This window comes from Viridibacillus soli (assembly GCF_016612995.1).
GTDB classification, from domain to species: domain Bacteria; phylum Bacillota; class Bacilli; order Bacillales_A; family Planococcaceae; genus Viridibacillus; species Viridibacillus soli.
Window position 1 is genome coordinate 1 of record NZ_JAEOAH010000044.1, and the last position, 18,917, is coordinate 18,917.

17 protein-coding genes and 2 tRNA genes are annotated in these 18,917 nt (G+C 39.5%); 2 read left to right on the forward strand and 17 right to left on the reverse strand.

All coding sequences use genetic code 11. The annotated features are described in order from the left end of the window. Window positions 1–421: 421 nt before the first annotated feature. The 16 genes from lysS to JFL43_RS18980 all read right to left on the reverse strand — a co-directional run bounded on the left by lysS (window position 422) and on the right by JFL43_RS18980 (window position 17,926). On the reverse strand, window positions 422–1,915 hold the full coding sequence (lysS, locus tag JFL43_RS18905) for a lysine--tRNA ligase (protein WP_200750236.1): 1,494 nt from the start codon (window positions 1,913–1,915) through the stop codon (window positions 422–424). 206 nt (window positions 1,916–2,121) lie between these two features. Continuing rightward, on the reverse strand, window positions 2,122–3,150 hold the full coding sequence (gene dusB / locus JFL43_RS18910; RefSeq protein WP_200750237.1) for a tRNA dihydrouridine synthase DusB: 1,029 nt from the start codon (window positions 3,148–3,150) through the stop codon (window positions 2,122–2,124). A gap of 29 nt (window positions 3,151–3,179) precedes the next feature. Then, window positions 3,180–3,386, reverse strand: a complete 207-nt coding sequence (locus tag JFL43_RS18915; RefSeq protein ID WP_100798080.1) for a helix-turn-helix domain-containing protein — start codon at window positions 3,384–3,386, stop codon at window positions 3,180–3,182. Next, on the reverse strand, window positions 3,338–3,859 hold the full coding sequence (gene folK / locus JFL43_RS18920; protein ID WP_100795464.1) for a 2-amino-4-hydroxy-6-hydroxymethyldihydropteridine diphosphokinase: 522 nt from the start codon (window positions 3,857–3,859) through the stop codon (window positions 3,338–3,340). Before folK ends, JFL43_RS18915 begins: the two co-directional genes overlap by 49 nt. Continuing rightward, complete coding sequence (gene folB / locus JFL43_RS18925; RefSeq protein WP_100795463.1) at window positions 3,856–4,224, reverse strand: dihydroneopterin aldolase; 369 nt, start codon at window positions 4,222–4,224, stop codon at window positions 3,856–3,858. The genes folK and folB overlap by 4 nt, the downstream gene beginning before the upstream one ends. Window positions 4,225–4,286: 62 nt before the next feature. Further along, on the reverse strand, window positions 4,287–5,141 hold the full coding sequence (folP, locus tag JFL43_RS18930; RefSeq protein ID WP_200750238.1) for a dihydropteroate synthase: 855 nt from the start codon (window positions 5,139–5,141) through the stop codon (window positions 4,287–4,289). Beyond that, the gene (gene pabC / locus JFL43_RS18935; protein WP_200750239.1) at window positions 5,141–5,977 is read right to left on the reverse strand and encodes an aminodeoxychorismate lyase; all 837 of its coding nucleotides are present in this window, start codon (window positions 5,975–5,977) and stop codon (window positions 5,141–5,143) included. Before pabC ends, folP begins: the two co-directional genes overlap by 1 nt. After that, the gene (gene pabA / locus JFL43_RS18940) at window positions 5,977–6,570 is read right to left on the reverse strand and encodes an aminodeoxychorismate/anthranilate synthase component II (protein WP_100795460.1); all 594 of its coding nucleotides are present in this window, start codon (window positions 6,568–6,570) and stop codon (window positions 5,977–5,979) included. The genes pabC and pabA overlap by 1 nt, the downstream gene beginning before the upstream one ends. Further along, window positions 6,567–7,946, reverse strand: coding sequence for an anthranilate synthase component I family protein (locus tag JFL43_RS18945; RefSeq protein WP_100798079.1), 1,380 nt, complete (start codon window positions 7,944–7,946; stop codon window positions 6,567–6,569). Before JFL43_RS18945 ends, pabA begins: the two co-directional genes overlap by 4 nt. 219 nt (window positions 7,947–8,165) lie before the next feature. Then, window positions 8,166–9,095, reverse strand: coding sequence for a cysteine synthase A (gene cysK / locus JFL43_RS18950; RefSeq protein ID WP_200750240.1), 930 nt, complete (start codon window positions 9,093–9,095; stop codon window positions 8,166–8,168). 479 nt (window positions 9,096–9,574) lie between these two features. Then, window positions 9,575–10,456: an Hsp33 family molecular chaperone HslO gene (gene hslO / locus JFL43_RS18955; RefSeq protein ID WP_200750241.1), complete on the reverse strand. Its 882-nt coding sequence runs from the start codon at window positions 10,454–10,456 to the stop codon at window positions 9,575–9,577. Between the two features lie 18 nt (window positions 10,457–10,474). Further along, window positions 10,475–11,239, reverse strand: coding sequence for a type III pantothenate kinase (locus tag JFL43_RS18960; protein ID WP_100795457.1), 765 nt, complete (start codon window positions 11,237–11,239; stop codon window positions 10,475–10,477). A 120-nt stretch (window positions 11,240–11,359) separates the two neighbouring features. Continuing rightward, complete coding sequence (gene ftsH, locus JFL43_RS18965; protein ID WP_200750242.1) at window positions 11,360–13,381, reverse strand: ATP-dependent zinc metalloprotease FtsH; 2,022 nt, start codon at window positions 13,379–13,381, stop codon at window positions 11,360–11,362. A gap of 129 nt (window positions 13,382–13,510) precedes the next feature. Next, window positions 13,511–14,053, reverse strand: coding sequence for a hypoxanthine phosphoribosyltransferase (hpt, locus tag JFL43_RS18970; protein ID WP_100795455.1), 543 nt, complete (start codon window positions 14,051–14,053; stop codon window positions 13,511–13,513). Window positions 14,054–14,082: 29 nt separating this feature from the next. Beyond that, window positions 14,083–15,495: a tRNA lysidine(34) synthetase TilS gene (tilS, locus tag JFL43_RS18975; protein ID WP_200750243.1), complete on the reverse strand. Its 1,413-nt coding sequence runs from the start codon at window positions 15,493–15,495 to the stop codon at window positions 14,083–14,085. A 16-nt stretch (window positions 15,496–15,511) separates the two neighbouring features. Beyond that, window positions 15,512–17,926 carry a SpoIIE family protein phosphatase gene (locus tag JFL43_RS18980; protein WP_200750244.1) on the reverse strand — a complete coding sequence of 805 codons (2,415 nt, stop codon included), beginning with the start codon at window positions 17,924–17,926 and terminating at the stop codon, window positions 15,512–15,514. 183 nt (window positions 17,927–18,109) lie between these two features. Here JFL43_RS18980 and JFL43_RS18985 point away from each other — a divergent pair. Both JFL43_RS18985 and JFL43_RS18990 read left to right on the forward strand, forming a co-directional pair. Continuing rightward, a tRNA-Met gene (locus JFL43_RS18985) sits at window positions 18,110–18,183 on the forward strand. A gap of 39 nt (window positions 18,184–18,222) precedes the next feature. Next, window positions 18,223–18,294 (forward strand) — tRNA-Glu (locus JFL43_RS18990). A gap of 139 nt (window positions 18,295–18,433) precedes the next feature. Here the strand turns inward: JFL43_RS18990 and JFL43_RS18995 are convergent. Continuing rightward, entirely contained in the window at window positions 18,434–18,865 is a 432-nt protein-coding gene (locus tag JFL43_RS18995; RefSeq protein ID WP_100795452.1) for a S1 domain-containing RNA-binding protein, read from the reverse strand. Window positions 18,866–18,917: the final 52 nt, after the last annotated feature.

Below are 18,917 nucleotides of genomic sequence, written 5' to 3' on the forward strand. Positions count from 1 at the left end.
CGCCACTTCGTTAGCGACATTCAATATTATATCGTAATAACATTTCGTTGTCAACAACTTTTTAAATTTCTTTTTAAGTCATTTTCTCTATCATGTTACCGCTGCTTAATTAGCAACTTTCATATTATATCAACTTCACTTCTCAGTGTCAACAACTTTTAAAGTTGTTTTTTAAGTTGTTGCGTTAACTAAATTAGCAACTTAATTAATATACCACCATACCAATTGATGTGCAACCCCTTTTTTAAAAAAGTTGAATTTTAATTAAAAGTTACTTTTAATTGCACATGCTTAAAATGATTTGTTTTCCATTGTAATGAATATCTTAGTCATTTACAAATAAAGCTTTAACATTCTAATAGAAACAAAATAAAACGACTCTAGAAATTACTAGAGCCGTTTTACGACACATGCTTATTAATTAGTCGCGTGGACGCATTGTCGGGAATAACAATACATCGCGTATAGTTTGTGAGTTTGTTAATAACATAATTAAGCGATCGATACCGATACCTAGTCCACCTGTTGGAGGCATACCGTATTCTAACGCTTCGATGAAGTCCTCATCCATTTCATGCGCTTCGTCATTACCCGCTTCTTTTTCAACAATCTGCGCTTCAAAGCGTTCACGTTGATCGATTGGGTCATTTAACTCAGTGAAGGCATTTGCATGTTCACGACGAACGATGAACAGCTCGAAACGATCCGTGAAGCGCTCGTCTTCAGGATTCTTCTTAGCTAATGGAGAGATTTCTACCGGGTGACCATAAATGAATGTAGGTTGTACTAATGATTCTTCTATTTTTTGTTCGAAGAATTCATTAATGATATGACCTACTTCCATTGAGTTTTTAATTTCGACGCCGTGTTCTTTTGCAAGGGCTTGCGCTTCCTCTTTAGACATCGGTACCCAGAAGTCTACACCTGTTGCTTCTTTAACTGCATCTACCATGTGTAAACGAGTCCAACCTGGCGCTAGGTTAATAACATCTTCACCATATTGCACATCAGTTGTACCTAATACTTCTTGTGCTACATGAGAGATTAAGTTCTCTGTAAGCGCCATAATGTCGCGGTAGTCTGCATACGCTTCATATAACTCAATCATTGTGAATTCCGGGTTATGGCGCGTTGACATACCTTCATTACGGAATACGCGGCCAATTTCGTACACTTTTTCAAGTCCACCCACGATTAAACGTTTTAGGTGAAGCTCAATTGCAATACGCATATATAAATCAATATCTAATGAATTGTGGTGTGTAATGAACGGACGTGCCGCTGCTCCACCCGCAATTGCATGTAGCATTGGCGTTTCTACTTCTAGATAGCCATTTCCATCTAAGTAACGACGGATTGCTTGAATAATTTTAGAACGCGCAATGAAAGTTTGTTTACTTTCTTCACTTGTCATTAAATCTAAGTAGCGCTGACGATAACGTTGCTCTACATCTTTTAAACCATGGAATTTTTCCGGCATTGGACGTAGTGTTTTCGTTAAGAATGTGAATTCTGTTGCTTTAACAGAAAGCTCTCCAACATTTGTACGGAATACGTTACCACGGACACCTACGATATCACCAAGATCTGCTTGATTGAATAATTCGTATGCTTCTTCTCCGATAGCATCTTTACGTACGTAAATTTGAACTTGTCCACCAAGATCTTGAATATGTGCGAAGCCAGCTTTACCTTTACCACGTTTTGTCATAATACGCCCCGCTATTACAACTTCATGCAAATCTTCTTCTAGCTGTTCTTTAGTGAAGCCCTCATATTGCGCTAGGATTTCGTTTGATAAATGCGTACGTTCAAAACGGCCACCGAATGGATCTAAACCGTTCTCTCTAATAGAAGCCATCTTTTGGCGTCTCACCAAAATTTGGTCATTTAATTCTTCAGACACGTTATTCACTCCTCATTTCTTTGTTCCGCTAAGCAGTCCATAATGTACTTATTGTACACAATTTCGCTTGACGATTCACGTCTTTATCCTCATTTAATAGTGATTACACTATAATTCACTGTCACATAAAGTAAAAAGCCACCACTTTAGAGGCGGCGGCTTATTGTTATAGTTCAGCAACAGTTCTTAGTGCCTCATATAATCATACTCTATTATTAGATAATGTGAATGGCATTTTCTGTTGCTTCAAGTTCTTCGAATTCAGCTACTAAGCCATTTAATAACGTTCTTAATTCTAATGCTGTTTCTGTTTGATTAATGGCATTACGAGCTTTACCGTTACCACGGATACCTTTTAAGTACCACGATGCATGTTTGCGCATTTCACGAACAGCTACAACTTCACCTTTTAATGCCATTAGGCGCTCAAAGTGTAATAGACATACGTCGATTTTTTCGCGAACGCTAGGTTCCTCGATTAACTTACCTGATTTTAAATATTCCACCGTCCGATACATCATCCACGGGTTACCAAGTGCTGCACGGCCGATCATCACACCATCTACTCCCGTTTGCTCAAGCATACGCTGTGCATCTTGCGGAGTTTCCACATCACCGTTACCGATAACAGGAATATTCACACTTTCTTTTACTTGGCGAATGATATCCCAGTTTGCGTGGCCTTCATACATTTGAACGCGTGTACGACCGTGAATAGCAACCGCCGATGCACCCGCACGTTCTACAGCTTTGGCATTGTCTACCGCAAAGACATGTGCATCATCCCAACCAATACGCATTTTCACGCTGACGGGTTTTTTCACATTATCTACTACTGCAGCTACCATTTCGTATACTTTATATGGATCTAGAAGCAATTTTGCCCCCGCTTCACATTTAATAATTTTGTTTACTGGACATCCCATATTAATATCGATAATGTCTGCTGATGTATTTTGATCAACGTATTTAGCCGCTTCTACAAGTGTCTCTTTATCTCCACCAAAAATTTGTAAAGATAGTGGGTTTTCACGTTCGTCGATATAAAGCATATTCATCGTTTTTTCGTTACGATAAACAATCCCTTTATCTGAAATCATTTCAGCATATACTAAACCTGCGCCAAACTCTTTTACTGTTAAGCGGAAAGCGGAGTTACATATACCTGCCATGGGCGCAAGTACCACTCGGTTATCCATTACGATATCGCCAATTTTGAACGGCTTATCATTTGTTAGTGTCATGCTGTGTCCCCTCCTTTAATAATTGAAGATCACTCTTCACCTTTTAATTCGTCCATATTTATATCAAGCACTGTCGCTATGATTTGTAACTGTTCTTCTGTTGGTAAACGGTCTCCACGTTCAATTTTACCTAAAATAGATGTAGACATACCAACCTTTTTTGCAAATTCGACCTGCTGAATTCTTTTTAGTTTTCGGAATGCACGAATTCTCCTACCCCAGCGATCGTTTTCCATTGTCGTACGCCTTCTTTCCCAACACTGGATAGCACCGTTTGTAATGCTGCGTTTGTTTTAGGGTCGATGAGCTTTGGATCAATTTCCAATAATGGCACTAGTACAAAAGCACGTTCATGCATGCGAGGATGCGGAACGGTTAGTGTCTCTGTTTCAATATTGTCGTGATTATAGAGCAAAATGTCAAGGTCTATTGTTCTCGGACCCCAACGAATAACGCGTACTCGCTTTAATTCATTTTCAATTGCTTGGCACATTTTAAGTGTTTTTTCAGGTGCCAGTGCAGTGCGAATATGCGCAACCATATTAAGAAAAGCATCTTGATCAGTAAAACCAACTGGATCCGTTTCATATATTGAAGATAACTTTACAACTTCTACTTCATTTTGTTCCGTTAGTAGCTTCACCGCATGTTGCAAAGTTTGCAGGCGGTCACCTATATTAGACCCTAAAGAAATATATACGTCGTTCATCGGAACTCTCCTCTTGTCAGCTCAACAGATACTTCACGGTAATGACCAGGAATCGGCGGATCTGGTTTAATCATTTCTACAAGCAGTCCTTTTACTTGTCCTTCATATATAGTCAAAATACGCTTCGCAATTTGTCCAGCAACAGCTTCGATTAACTTATAAGGCTTACCTTCAACAATTTCTTTGCAAATCATATAAACTTCCGCATAGTTTACTGTATATTCAAGCTCATCTGTTTCACTAGCCTGCTGTAGATCTACAGCTAAAGATAGCGATACTCTAAAACGTTGACCAATTTCTGTTTCAGCAGCTAATACACCGTGATAGCCGTAAAATTCCATATCTTTCACATGGATATAATCCATAGTTAACACTCCTCTTAATGACAGGCTTTATTATTTTAATAAAAAATATTTAGGAATAATTTTCATAGTTCTACATCCAGACACTTGCCTACTAAAACATCCATCATACGTGTCATACGAGTAATTTCCTTAACGTCATGTACACGCATCATATGGCAACCTTTATCTATACCAAAACAAACTGTAGCACCCGTACCCTCTGTTCGTTCTGTAACGGGAAGATCTAAAATGTTACCAATCATTCTTTTGCGGGATGTTGCAAGTAGTACCGGATAACCCATCTCTACTAATTGAGGTAACGCTTGCATCATTAACACGTTTTCATGATGCGATTTCGCAAAACCAATACCTGGATCTAACCAAATATGAGCATCAGGAACGCCAGCTGATTTTGCAATTTGCACACTTTCTTCTAAATCAGCTTTTGCTGATACCCAGAAATGTTCTCCGTATTCCTCATTATCACGGTTATGCATTAAAATAATCGGCACATTTAGCTCAGCTGCAACGTTAACAATTTCAGAATCGTATTTCGCACCCCAAATATCATTAATAATATGTGCACCAGCTAAAACAGCCTGTCTTGCCACATCCGCTTTATACGTATCTACCGAAATTAACACATTTACTTCTTTACGAAGTGCTTTAATAACAGGTGTAATACGAGATAGTTCCTCTTCTACTGAAATTTGAGTATGTCCAGGGCGTGTGGATTCGCCACCGATATCAATAATTTTCGCACCATCTGCAACCATTTGCTTCGCTTGCGCAATTGCTGCTACGGGCTCATTATATTTACCACCATCTGAAAAAGAATCTGGCGTTACATTTAAAATGCCCATCACAAGTGTTTCTTTATGGAAGTCGAGGATATGACCATCGATTGTTAATGGTGTTGTGTATTTGTCTAGGTTCATCAGGATCTTCCCTTCATATCATTTATGCTTTTAACATACTGCTCATGAAGCGCTTTGTAAACCGGCCCGGTATTTCCCAGGAAATTTTTCCCTTGCAATAAACGAATAGGGATGAGCTCTTGAATCGAGGTTGTGATAAAACATTCATCTGCACTCTCTAATTGCTCAGGTGTGTAAAACCCCTCTACCACCGCCACCTGTTGCATCACTTGCTGGCGCGTAATACCGGGTAATATTCCCGTTTCAATAGAAGGTGTGTAAATTTCCCCATCCTTCACCCAAAATATATTCGATGTAATACCTTCTGCCACAAAACCTTCTGCATTAACAAAAAAACCTTCTTGCTCAACTAACGAGGGCATTTCAAATCGAGCTAATACATTATTCGCATAGTGGTGTGATTTATGACGGATTGCTTGCTCAGGCGAATTACGCTTCGTATTAAGCCATACTGCCGATTTTTCTTGACCTCTTATCATCTTCGGCAAAGATTTGCGGAATATAATAACAGTCGGCTCCGTATAACTTGTCGGTTTCAACCCAATATCATGCGGTCCAGCTGAAACATTCAATCTGAAATAACCATCCTCCCCATCCGAACGCTCATCCAACTCACGAATAACAGTCAAAAGTTCCACAAAGCTATACGGTAAAACTATATGATAATCATCTAATGCATGTTGTAGTCTCTTACAATGCTCTTCCCAAAGAAAAACATCCTCACCATACGTGCGAAATGTTTCAAAAAAGCCTAGTCCATATAAGAAACCATGATCAAATGGAGATATTCTCAAATCCTCACTTTGAACATACTCTCCGTTCATCCAACACCACATTAGTTACTCCGCCCTTCACTAGCCACACAATAACAATCGATAAAGTTACGCAAAATCTTCTTACCTTTCTCTGTCATAATAGACTCCGGATGATATTGTACTCCCTCTATTGGATATTCCTTATGGCGAATACCCATAATTTCACCTTCTTCGGTCCATGAAGTAATCTCTAGACAGTCTGGTAAAGATTCACGTTCAACGATTAACGAATGATAACGAGTCGCTTGGAACGGATTTGGTAGCTTACTATTTACACCTTTACTATCATGCTGTACTGGAGAAGTCTTACCATGCATTAAACGTTCAGCACGAATAACCTTCCCCCCAAACACTTGTGCAATCGCCTGATGACCGAGACATACACCAAAAATCGGAACAACTCCCGCAAAATGCTCAATAATTTCTAAACTTCTGCCCGCTTCATTGGGACTACAAGGCCCAGGAGAAATAACAATCATAGCTGGTGCTAACTTCTCGATATCTTGCACTGTTAACTCATTATTTCGTTTCACTATAAGCTCTTGGCCAAATTCACCGAAATATTGTACGAGATTATACGTAAATGAATCATAATTATCAATCATTAAAATCATACATTACACTCCTCTGCCATCGCCTTTGCTTGCCATAGTGCCTTTGCCTTGTTCAGCGATTCAATATATTCGTTTTTAGGGACCGAATCAATCACAATACCTGCACCCGCTTGAATATAAGCCATACTATCTTTTATAAAGGCTGTACGAATAACAATATTTAATTCTAAATCACCATTGTAGCCTAACCAACCGATCGATCCTGTATATAATCCGCGTCGTACTGTCTCAAGCTCTTCAATGATTTCCATCGTACGAATTTTCGGCGCACCTGTTATTGTGCCACCCGGGAATAGCGCTCTCACGACATCTGCATTTGAACATTTTTCATCGACAATGCCTCGCACGTTCGAAACGATATGCATGACATGCGAATATCTCTCAATCACCATGAATTCATTTACTTCAACGGTGCCATATTTTGAAACACGCCCTAAATCATTACGTTCTAAATCAACAAGCATGACATGTTCAGCACGTTCTTTTTCATTATCAATCAATTCTTGTGCCAAACGTTCATCTTCAACTGTATTTTTGCCACGCGGACGGGTTCCTGCAATTGGGCGAGTCGAAAGTTCCTGCCCTTTCTTTTTTACAAGTAATTCAGGAGAACCAGATACAACAGCAAATTCCGGAGAATGAATAAACGCCATATACGGAGATGGGTTAAATGAACGTAACGCCTCATACACTTGCATCGGCTCCGCACCAAGTTCCTTCGCTTGTCTAACTGACAAATTCACTTGGAACACATCACCTTGCGCAATATAATTTTGTACTTTACGCACAGCCTCTTCAAAAACATCACCCGATAGCGATACTTGTAGCTTCGTTGCATCATGCACAACATCCATCGCTGTTCCCTCTGCAAAATTTTGCGATTGCAAACCGCACTCACCTGCCAGTTGCCAATCACACGCACGCTGCTCCAGGTCAAGATTACTAGAGGAAAGTTTCATCAAGTGCATTTGCCCAGCCTTAACATCAAAAACTGCCCATTCATCGAATAAATAGAAATACAAGTCAGGTATTTGCAGATCATCTTCCGTTAAGTTTGGCAATTTCTCAATTTTCCGTGCATAATCATATGAAATAAAACCAGCTGCACCGCCCTGGAAATCGGGCAAATCTGTATTAACAGCTAACTTATACTCCCCTATCAACGCTTCTAATAAATACAGCGACTCTCCCATTCGTATTTCTTCTTTCCCATCACGCCAGGAAATATGTAAGCCTTCTTCAGTCGAGCGCACCACTGCCATTGGGTTCCAACCTGCTAACGACTGCTGACCACCGCGGCCACTTTCTAATAACAAATGATTCGTTTCATCTTTCACAAGTTCCTTAAACGCATAAAAGAACGACTGCTTGTCCATTGAAAACGATGGATAGTTGATTAATGATAAGCTCAAGAACTCTTCCTCCTATTAATTGGATTTATATTTTTCATTCTGTTAATTTTGTTTTTATTAAAATCACACTAACTCATACAGTATATGAAAATGACAGTGATAGAGCAAAGTTCTAGTTAAAATTTAGACAAAATAAAAAGCGAGACATCCAAATGTCTCGCTTAAAAGTTTGCTGATGTTGTATTAGTCGTCAAAGTGGTATAAAGGCGTACTTAAGTAACGTTCTCCGTTTGATGGAAGAACCGCTAAAACGTTTTTACCTTTACCAAGACGTTTTGCAGTTTCGATCGCTGCAAAAATAGCTGCACCGGATGAAATACCACCTAATATACCTTCTTCTTTAGCAATTTTACGAGCTGTATCGAATGCAGCGTCATTTTCCACCGGGAAAATTGAAGTATAAACTTCTGTGTTTAATACTTTTGGTACGAAGCCTGCACCGATTCCTTGGATTTTGTGGGGACCTGGTTGAGATCCCGCTAAAACTTGAGAATCTTTTGGCTCTACAGCGATAATTTCAATTTCAGGATATTTAGATTTTAAAACCTCACCAGCGCCCGTTATAGTACCACCAGTACCAACACCGGCGATGAATGCGTCCAGATTTAAACCGTCAAATGCTTCAACGATTTCTGGACCCGTTGTTAAACGGTGAATTTCAGCGTTCGCTGAGTTTTCGAATTGTTGCGGAACGAACCAGCCGTTTTGTTCAGAAAGCTCATTTGCTTTTGCTATTGCGCCTTTCATACCTTCAGCTCCAGGTGTTAAAACAAGGTCTGCACCGTAAGCACGCAGTAAATTACGACGTTCCAAACTCATTGTATCAGGCATTACTAGAACTGCTTTGTATCCTTTTGCAGCTGCTACCATTGCCAGACCAATCCCTGTGTTACCACTTGTAGGCTCAATTATTGTGCTTCCTTCTTTTAATTTACCGGCTTTTTCAGCTGCTTCTACCATCGCTAATGCGATACGGTCCTTTACACTACTGCCCGGGTTAGAGTATTCAAGTTTTACATATACATTACCTTCATTAGGTCCTGTTGCATTATTCAATTTCACGATCGGAGTGTTACCAATTAATTCTGTTACTGAATTAGCTAATTTACTCATCTTTTTATTCACTCCTAATTCCTAGTAGTTTTATAGGTTTTAAATTATCTTAATTTTACAACCTATCGAATACGTTTGTCAATTAAAAACAATTTATATTAAGAAGAACGTAAACTACCCTTCGCTAGGTTGTTTATTGTATAGGGATACATCAAATATTATAGCTTATAGAGTTGGTATTAAAGATGTTGTTTGAGTTAGATAAGTTTAGATTTTATTTCTTGGACAAATGCCCGGTGTAGTAAGTCGGCTCAGATAAAAAGACCACTCTACACCTTTTAGATGTGGAGTAGTCTAGATACAGAAACGAATTAAATAGTTAACGGGTATATCCAGCTTCAGGCACTAACGGCTCGAGGTCGTTTCCGTTTTCTCGGTCAAAGTCTATAAAGACAACTTTGATTAAGGCACGCACGATGTGGCGTTCGTCCCTAGACTGCGCTCCTTTGCACAACGCTTGTCGCTGTTAAACGAGCACCTTACGTATTTATCTCATCAATAAATCCTTCTAATTCTTCTTTTGAGTATTGATATTTTTCTTGGCAGAAGTGGCATTGTGCTTCTGCTTTACCGTCTTCTTCAATCATGTCACGAATTTCGCTTTCGCCAAGGCTGATAATAGCTGCACCAAAACGTTCTTTTGAGCAGTTACATTCAAATTTGACGGGCATTGTATCTAACATTTGAACATTTTCTTTACCTAATACCGCTTCTAATATTTCTTCAGGCGTGTATCCTTTTTCAATCATTTTAGAGACAGGTTCGATATTTGATAAATGCTTTTCGATTTCTGTAATTGTTTCATCTTCTACACCAGGCATAAGTTGAATAATAAATCCGCCTGCAGCTAAGATCGAGTCATCTGTATTTACTAAAACGCCCAGGCCAACTGATGAGGGAACCTGTTCAGAAGTCGCAAAGAAGTATGTGAAGTCTTCAGCGATTTCACCAGAAACGATTGGTACTTGTCCTGAGAAGAAATCGCGTAACCCTAAATCTTTGACTACTGTTAATGTACCTTCAGCACCTACTGCACGACGCACATCTAATTTTCCTTGTGGGTTTAATTCAAATTCCACATGTGGATTTGTTACATAACCGCGTACTTCACCTTTCGCATTAGCGTCTACGATTATCGGACCTACTGGACCATTACCTTCTACTTTGACAGTGATTTTATCTTCACCTTTTAGCATAGCACCCATCATCACTGAAGCAGTCATCGTACGACCAAGTGCTGCAGAAGTCGTTGGCCAAGTATCATGACGGCGTTGTGCTTCTCCAATAGTTTCAGTTGTGCTTACCGCAAATGCGCGCACACTATTGTTAAAACCTAATGCTCTTACTAAATAATCTCCCACTCTAATCTTCCTCTTTTCTTATTGATTTCTCTTATATATTAAATACAATCCTTTTAACGTTAAAAAAGGATCAACGATATCGATAATTGTTGATTCTTCCGCGATTAGCGAAGCAAGCCCACCCGTCGCAATAACAAGCGGTTCCTTATTACTCTGTGCTTTCATACGACTAACAATACCTTCTACTTGCCCAACATAGCCATAAACGATACCCGCTTGCATAGCCGACACGGTATTTTTTCCAACAACATTATTTGGCCGCATAATTTCAACACGTGGTAACTTAGAAGCGCGGGCAAATAATGCTTCTGTTGAAATATTAATGCCAGGTGCAATTGCTCCACCCATATAATCACCTTTATCATTCATATAACAATAGGTTGTTGCTGTGCCAAAATCTACGATAATAAGTGGTGAATCGTATTCATGAATTGCTGCTACAGCATTTACAATACGGTCAGCACCTACTTCTCTCGGATTTTCATATTTAATATTTAGCCCTGTTTTTACACCAGGTCCAACAATCAATGGCTCTAGAGAAAAATACTTACGACACATTGCCTCTAGTGAATACATAATCGGCGGTACTACTGAAGAAATAATAATACCATCAACATCCTCAAAAGCTAAAGCTACATGCGCAAACAGCGACTTCACTTGCATTGCATATTCATCTTCCGTCTTATGCGGATCTGTTCCCATACGCCAATGATGAAGAAGTTTGTCTTCGTTATATATACCGAAGGAAATATTCGTATTCCCTGTATCCATTACTAAAATCATCGAGTATAGCCTCACTTACATACAGTTTTCTGAAAGAATCATACCATATTCACTACTAATAAAAGAAGCTGATTGCCTTATGCGAGTGCAAAGGTCAATCAGCTTCTAATTTACTTGCTATTATTTTCGTTCTTCTTGAATACCATTATTTGATGATCTATCTTGGTTTTCTTTAGGTAGGTCACTTGCCGTTGGATCAGCAGTTCCTAATACATCAACCTTTTCTTCTTTAACCAATGTTACTTTTTCAGATTCATTACTTGCAAGTACTAGATCAGCTTCCTTATCACTTTTGTTGTTATAAGATCTGACCGGTAATGTACCGTGGTCTTTTAGATGTTGAATTTGTTCTGCATCTAATGTTTCTACTTCAAGTAAAGTTGTAGCAATTAAATTTAGAAGCTCACGGTTTTCAGTAAGAATTTGTTTTGTACGGTCATATTGGTCTTTTACCATACTTTGCATTTCTTGATCAATTTCATAAGCAATTCGATCTGAATAGTTTTGTTCAGAATTTATGTCTCGGCCCAGGAAGACATTGCCTCCTTGACTTGAACCAAATTGTAATTGACCAAGTTTATCACTCATACCGTATTCGGTAACCATCGAGCGAACAATACTTGTTACACGTTGGAAGTCATTATGAGCACCTGTTGAAACTTCGCCAAAGACGATATCTTCAGCAACACGTCCACCTAGTAAACCAGCAACCTTATCTAGAAGCTCCGGTTTTGTCATGAAGTAACGATCCTCTTTCGGAAGCATAACAGCGTAACCGCCAGCTTGACCACGAGGAACAATTGTTACTTTATGCACTTTTTCAGCTTGGTCTAATGTTAAGCCTACAACAACGTGACCTGCTTCATGGAACGCAACAATATTACGTTCTTTTTCTGAAATCACACGACTCGTTTTAGCAACACCAGCAATTACACGGTCTGTTGCTTCATCGATATCTCCCATGTCGATTTTTTTCTTATTCGTACGAGCAGCTACAAGAGCAGCTTCGTTCAATAAGTTTTCTAAATCTGCACCAGAGAAACCAGGTGTACGTTGAGCGATAGCTTTTAAGTCCACTGATTCATCTAAAGGTTTTTTGCGAGCATGTACTTTAAGTACCGCTTCACGGCCTTTTACATCCGGACGTCCAACTGTAATTTGACGGTCAAAACGACCTGGACGTAATAATGCAGGATCTAGAATGTCTGGGCGGTTAGTTGCAGCGACGATAATAATACCTTCGTTTTCACCGAAACCATCCATTTCAACAAGTAATTGGTTTAATGTTTGTTCACGTTCATCATGACCGCCACCTAGGCCTGCGCCACGTTGACGACCAACTGCATCTATCTCATCGATGAAGATAATACACGGTGCATTTTTCTTCGCGTTCTCAAATAAATCACGAACACGTGAAGCACCAACACCAACAAACATTTCAACGAAGTCAGAACCACTAATCGAGAAGAATGGTACACCGGCTTCACCAGCTACTGCACGTGCTAGTAAAGTTTTACCAGTACCAGGAGGTCCCACAAGGAGGATCCCTTTAGGAATACGTGCCCCAATATCATTGAATTTAGTAGGATCTTTTAAGAAGTCTACTACTTCAATAAGCTCCGCTTTCTCTTCGTCTGCACCAGCTACATCTGTAAAACGAACTTTTTTCTTTTGGTCGTCATACAGCTTAGCCTTACTTTTACCGAAGCTCATTACACGATTACCGCCACCTTGCGCCTGGTTCAACAAGAAGAAGAACAGGATAAAGATGATGATGAATGGGATAATTCCGGTGAAGAATTGAATCCATCCGCTCGTTTCAGGAGCCGTTAAAAAGTTTATTTTCGAGTTGTCTTTTGCAGCAGCATAGATTTTGTTCATTAACTCTTGGTCATCGCGAGGTACGTTTGTTACGAAGGTTTCACCTTTTTTATAACCTTCTAACTCACCTTTAACGACATAAACCAATTTGTCTGGCTGTAACTCCGCTTTCGTTACTTTGCCACTTTCTAATGCCGTTATGAACTCGTGATATTGGATCTCTTTCGTCGGTTGGTTCTTGTTATTAAACGTACCAAAGATCCCAATGATCACGAGGAAAATTAATAAATATAATATGGTGTATCGAAATATTCGATTCATCCCCAGCCTCCTCACAAGGTAAACAGAAAAACTATAGTAAATCTTAACATATGAACATTAGAGCGTACAACGAAAAGCATTTCGCAAAAAAAGTTTCATTTTAAAATTGTCGAAATTTTAACAATGTTATTAAAATGAATACACTTCTTTCTTTAATACACCAATGTATGGTAAGTTACGATATTTTTCTGCGTAGTCTAAACCATATCCTACAACAAATGCATCTGGAACATCAAAACATACATAGTCAGCTTTTAAATTTACTTTGCGACCAGTCGGTTTATCTAATAATGTAACAATTTTAATTGATTTTGCTTTGCGGTATTTGAAAAGGTCAACTAAGTAGCTTAATGTTAGACCGCTATCAATTATATCTTCAATGATCAAAATGTCGCGACCTTCAACACTTGTGTTTAAGTCTTTAACAATTTTCACTTCTCCAGAAGATACCGTTGCATTACCATAGCTAGTTACATCCATAAAATCCACTTCAATGTACGTGTCGATTCGTTTCATTAAATCGGCCATGAATGGCATTGCACCTTTAAGGACACCAATCATTAATGGAAACTTCTCCTGATACTCGGTAGTCAATTCTTTCCCCAGCTCAAGAATTTTAGCTTGTAATTCTTCCTCTGAAATTAATACTTGTTCGATGTCTTTTTGAAGCATCACAGTTCCTCCTTAATTGTATATAGACACTACAAAGTTTGTTGATCTACGATGAAAAACGCATCATCCGTAGAACGTTCGTTATTTGAAAAATAACTACTTACACGAAGGCCCGGAAGCGCAATGACCTCGTCTTCTTGCGTAACAATTACAGGCCATTCATCTCTAAGTGCCATCGGAATCTTCTCGTCTATAAAGAGACGTGACAAACGCTTATGGTGATTCAAACCCAATAAATTGATACGATCTCCATTCTGTCTAGTTCGGATAGATAACGGCAATGAGAGCAGTTCGATTTGAAAAAAATACGTCTTTGCGGACGGGGGAGCATCAGATGGCCTTTCATCAGATAGCTTTCCTATGTATACACGCAAATTGTTCGTCAAATTCGTCCATGTATTAAGAATAACCATTTTAGGTAACTTTTCTACACGTGGCATTTGTTTTTTCTTGATAATTAGCTCATCATATTGACGAATTGCTACTACATCTTTTGGTAAATGCAATATCGCATTTCCTGCCGTTAATGCCGTCTGTTCAAGAATGGAATTCCAAAGTGTATAACTTTGTACAATGATTGTATCTTTATATAGATATTTTAATAGTAGTAGAATGATTCTTCTTTGTAAAGCGAGTGGTTTACTTTGGAATGTTTTTATGCAAAGTTTCCATGAATCATCATTGTTTTTCGTCACAATGTCATGAAAAGCATCTTTTGCCAAACTTTGCAATAACTCTTCATCAGCCTGTACTTTTTCCGTATAATGGCGAACAGCATCGGCGACACGTGGATTTTCTTCCTCCAGTAACGGCACAACATGATGGCGAATACGATTACGCGTGTAAGAATCCTTTTTATTACTAGAATCTTCTCGATAAGTTTGTTCATTTCGTTGTAAATAAGTGTGAATGTCTTTTTTTGTCACGGCTAAAAACGGACGGATGAGGTGCCCGTTTGCAAATGGGCGCTCTCTCTTAATACCTGCGATACCAGAAGCATTCGAACCTCGAGTAAGCGCCATTACGACGCTCTCTATTTGATCATCCGCATGATGAGCAACGACAAGATGCGTACTTTTACTTTCTAGCATGACCTGCTCAAAATACTGATAACGCTCTCTACGGCATATAGCCTGCAAATTCCCCTTCTCCACCTGTAAAATCTGAGGAATCGGTATATCTGCAGCATAGATAGGAATTTCGTGCTCGCTGCAAAAAGCTTCAACAAATTGACGATCTCCAACGGCATCAACGCCGCGTAACATATGATTGACGTGAACCGCTGCAACTGTGACACCAAGTCGTTCTTTTTCTTTATACAAAAAATGTAGAAGTGCCATTGAATCGACACCCCCTGAACAAGCTACGAGAAGACGGTCACCTTCATTACATAAATGATATTGCTTCATGTATTGATAAGCTTTTTGTTCGAGTTGTTCCATCTTCTCACCTCATTAACTATTTTAACATTTTTTGCTCAGAAATAGCCGCTGAAGATGGTTTAAATAACGACCAATTTGATATTTTATGCTCAATTCTGATCGCAACGAGTGTACAATCATCATTTGGCACATCAGGACCTCGGAAAGCACGTAAAATGGATGCACACATTTCCTCAGTTGGGCTATTCTCTAACTCACGCAAATGGCGAATTAACCGTTCTTCCTGCTCCTCCCATGGTTGCTCCTCGAAAAACAAGCCATCCGTGCACATGAAAATAATATCTCCAGCTTTTAGCGATACTTGATCAGCCTCCACTGAAAAAGATGTCAAAAACCCTACTGGCTCACTTTTACTCTCTAGTCTGATACATTTTTCACCTCGTACTAAATAAGTTGCCATACTACCAGCTTTCCAAGACCATAATGTACCGACTTGCAAATCCACGAGTGCAAAATCCATCGTCGCATACATATCACTGTCATTTTTCAACGACATCACGTAATGCAATGTATGCATGGCTGTTTCTGGTGCCATTTGATGATGCATACATTCACGCATTAACCGGATTAAGCGCCTGCTTTCTTGGTGTGCCTTTTTACTATGCCCCATCCCGTCCGATAACATAACAGCAGTAAGTCCTTGATGAAGCGGAAAAACCGCATGTGAATCACCTGAGTAGATCGTATTTTGCTTTGAAGATGTATATACATCATAAGACATATGGAAGCGAACTGACGATTGGAACGTCATCTGCAAATGTGGGTACGGGCTCTCCTTCATTGCCGTACGACCAATTTCAAACGGCTCATTAAACACACTTTGTAAAATGGGTAGCACTAAGCGTTCCGCTAACGTTTGATCTGTTTCCCACAAGGCCTTTTTCTCTGGTAAACAACAAACTATTTTTCGATTACCCGCCTCATTCGATAAAATATCCACTTGAAAATGTTCAATACCCGCAAGTTTTAACTCATCCGATAACTCGTCCTCTTTGTGTTGGAAAGACACTGCCTCCCCCGTCATATCATTCATCACCATATCAATATGCTGACACATATCTCGTAATTGCAAAGCAATCATCTTTCGCCCGTGGTAAAACTGACCACTCAGTTGCTTCTTTGAAACCTTCTCTTCAAGAGCAGATAAAAACGCTCCAGGCTTCACACATTTATAGCGAATTTTCTCATCAAGCTGTAACCTCGTTGCTGCATTCGCAGTAGCACTTGCATCAAGCCACTTTTGCATTAAATCTGGCATCTCGCTTTTACGATTACCCCAACATTTATCGTACTTGAAGCAAGATTGACAAAGCGCAAGCGGCCGTTCTTGGACCTCCTCAGATACTGGTCTATTCATTGCCCCGAAACGATCATGTACAAGTTCTTTCATGAAATCTACAAAGTGATGAAAATCTACAAGCTTCGTCGTCAATCTTTCAGTTAGCCATTTCTGTCTCTCCAAAAGCACTTCATCTCGATTTGGATAAAGCTGATTCTGCCAATAAACAACCCACTTCTGTGGAAAGATAAAAAATAATAAAGTCGCAAACGCAATGGACATAAAGAATGTGTAATCGAGCGGGAGCGTCGCATCATAAAGCGCAAAAAAGACGCTCGCCATTATGCCCCCTATAGCAATCCATAGTCTACCGATATTTTTACATACCCCTGCAAATAACCCGGTCACTGCGTAAACCGCCATCATACCACTAAAAGACAGTTGGGATAAGCTAAGAATCATACCTGTTAACACCGCGACAGCTGTTGCTAACGTGACGCCTCCAACTAAAGCAGAAACGAGTACTAGTAGATGCATGGCAATACGTGGTATTGATAAAAAGCTAAGTATGACACCATCCATTGCTGTTAGGATCATAGCACCTACGATTAGTGCTGCACCGAGTCGCTCAAAAGACCATTTCGCTGTCATCAATTGATGCATTGGTAAAAAGAGTAGACTCAAAAAGAGCGTCATGAAAATAGAGAGGGCACCCTCATATCCAATATATAACCACACAAGTGTTGGGGGATGCCCACTATGCGCAATATATTGCCACACAGTTTGTACCGTTAATATGCTAAAGCCGACCATTATAGGGAGCGGCCATCGTTTCAAAGGCGTTTTTAAAAGGAATAATAAAAATAGTAATTCTAGTATATGAATTGCTGTCTGCCCAAGCCCCAATGTAAGGCTTCCAAATAATCCCCCCAGTAACGCCCAACTCATCCACCTCGGATACCTAGTAAATGCAATGGCCGCAATCGGCAGAAAGAATGGTACCGTTGCTTCAAATAACACGGCCTTGGATAAATAAAAGGAACAAAATAAAAACAAAATAGTTAACCAAATACGGTATTTTCGTTTAGCTACACTTGCCCATGTATTCTTGATTGCTTGATTTTGTGCTATTCCTTCATGCCACATTTTCATAAAACAACCTCCTTCAGAACATTGTCATCATTATAGATGGAATATTCCGTAAAGTTTGTCTCTTTGTGTTTTTGAGGAAAAAAACTTTTCGACGAGATATTGCTTTTTAAAAGAAAATATTTTCATAAAACAGCTTGACACTTACATAGTTCATCTTGTATTATTTATTATGTTGTTTAAAACGGCGGCGTAGCTCAGCTGGCTAGAGCGTACGGTTCATACCCGTGAGGTCGGGGGTTCGATCCCCTCTGCCGCCATAATTTTTACATCCAGGCCAATTGTGCCAGTATTTTTCTGGCCCCTTGGTCAAGCGGTTAAGACACCGCCCTTTCACGGCGGTAACACGGGTTCGAATCCCGTAGGGGTCATCATATAAAAAGCAGCTTTCTCTTTATGAGGAAGCTGCTTTTTTATTTGAAAATAGACACTAAAAAAGCAATCCACGGCATACATGGATTGCTCAAAAATCGATTTCACACTTTTTCTACGATTAAAATAGCAAGCAAGTTATCCTCTTCTTGCGCCACGGCCACCACGTTTAGATTCTGTAGCACGTTTTAATGTAGCAAGACGATCTTCACTGTCTTTTAAGAAACGTGCCATTTTTTGTTCAAAATTCTCTTTCGGTTGATGACGATTATCATTACGATCATTTGAACGATTATTATTACGTGGGCGTTGAGGACGCTCTGGTCGTTCTGCTTGAGGTTTTGCTTTACGGATAGATAAACCAATCTTACCGTCCGCTTCGACATTCATTACTTTAACCTCAACCATTTCTCCAACTTTCAAATGCTCGTTGATGTCTTTTACATAATTGTCTGCAACCTCACTAATGTGCACCAGACCTGTTGAGCCATTTGGCAGCTCGACGAATGCTCCAAAATTTGTGATACCTGTTACCTTACCCTGTACCTTGCTGCCTACTTCAATTGACATAAAAAAAATGCTCCTCCTTAAAAATTAAGCGACTTTGAAAGTCATGTAATCA

Coding starts and splice junctions, on each gene's coding strand:
- dusB (WP_200750237.1), bottom strand. CDS start 3,150: ATGACACTAACAAATGATAAGCCGTTCAAAATTGGCGATATCGTAATG.
- JFL43_RS18915 (WP_100798080.1), bottom strand. CDS start 3,386: ATGGAAAACGATCGCTGGGGTAGGAGAATTCGTGCATTCCGAAAACTA.
- folK (WP_100795464.1), bottom strand. CDS start 3,859: ATGAACGACGTATATATTTCTTTAGGGTCTAATATAGGTGACCGCCTG.
- folB (WP_100795463.1), bottom strand. CDS start 4,224: ATGGATTATATCCATGTGAAAGATATGGAATTTTACGGCTATCACGGT.
- folP (WP_200750238.1), bottom strand. CDS start 5,141: ATGAACCTAGACAAATACACAACACCATTAACAATCGATGGTCATATC.
- pabC (WP_200750239.1), bottom strand. CDS start 5,977: ATGTGGTGTTGGATGAACGGAGAGTATGTTCAAAGTGAGGATTTGAGA.
- pabA (WP_100795460.1), bottom strand. CDS start 6,570: ATGATTTTAATGATTGATAATTATGATTCATTTACGTATAATCTCGTA.
- JFL43_RS18945 (WP_100798079.1), bottom strand. CDS start 7,946: ATGGACAAGCAGTCGTTCTTTTATGCGTTTAAGGAACTTGTGAAAGAT.
- cysK (WP_200750240.1), bottom strand. CDS start 9,095: ATGAGTAAATTAGCTAATTCAGTAACAGAATTAATTGGTAACACTCCG.
- JFL43_RS18960 (WP_100795457.1), bottom strand. CDS start 11,239: ATGATTTTAGTAATGGATACAGGGAATACGAATATTTCCTTCGGTATA.
- ftsH (WP_200750242.1), bottom strand. CDS start 13,381: ATGAATCGAATATTTCGATACACCATATTATATTTATTAATTTTCCTC.
- hpt (WP_100795455.1), bottom strand. CDS start 14,053: ATGCTTCAAAAAGACATCGAACAAGTATTAATTTCAGAGGAAGAATTA.
- tilS (WP_200750243.1), bottom strand. CDS start 15,495: ATGGAACAACTCGAACAAAAAGCTTATCAATACATGAAGCAATATCAT.
- JFL43_RS18980 (WP_200750244.1), bottom strand. CDS start 17,926: ATGAAAATGTGGCATGAAGGAATAGCACAAAATCAAGCAATCAAGAAT.
- JFL43_RS18995 (WP_100795452.1), bottom strand. CDS start 18,865: ATGTCAATTGAAGTAGGCAGCAAGGTACAGGGTAAGGTAACAGGTATC.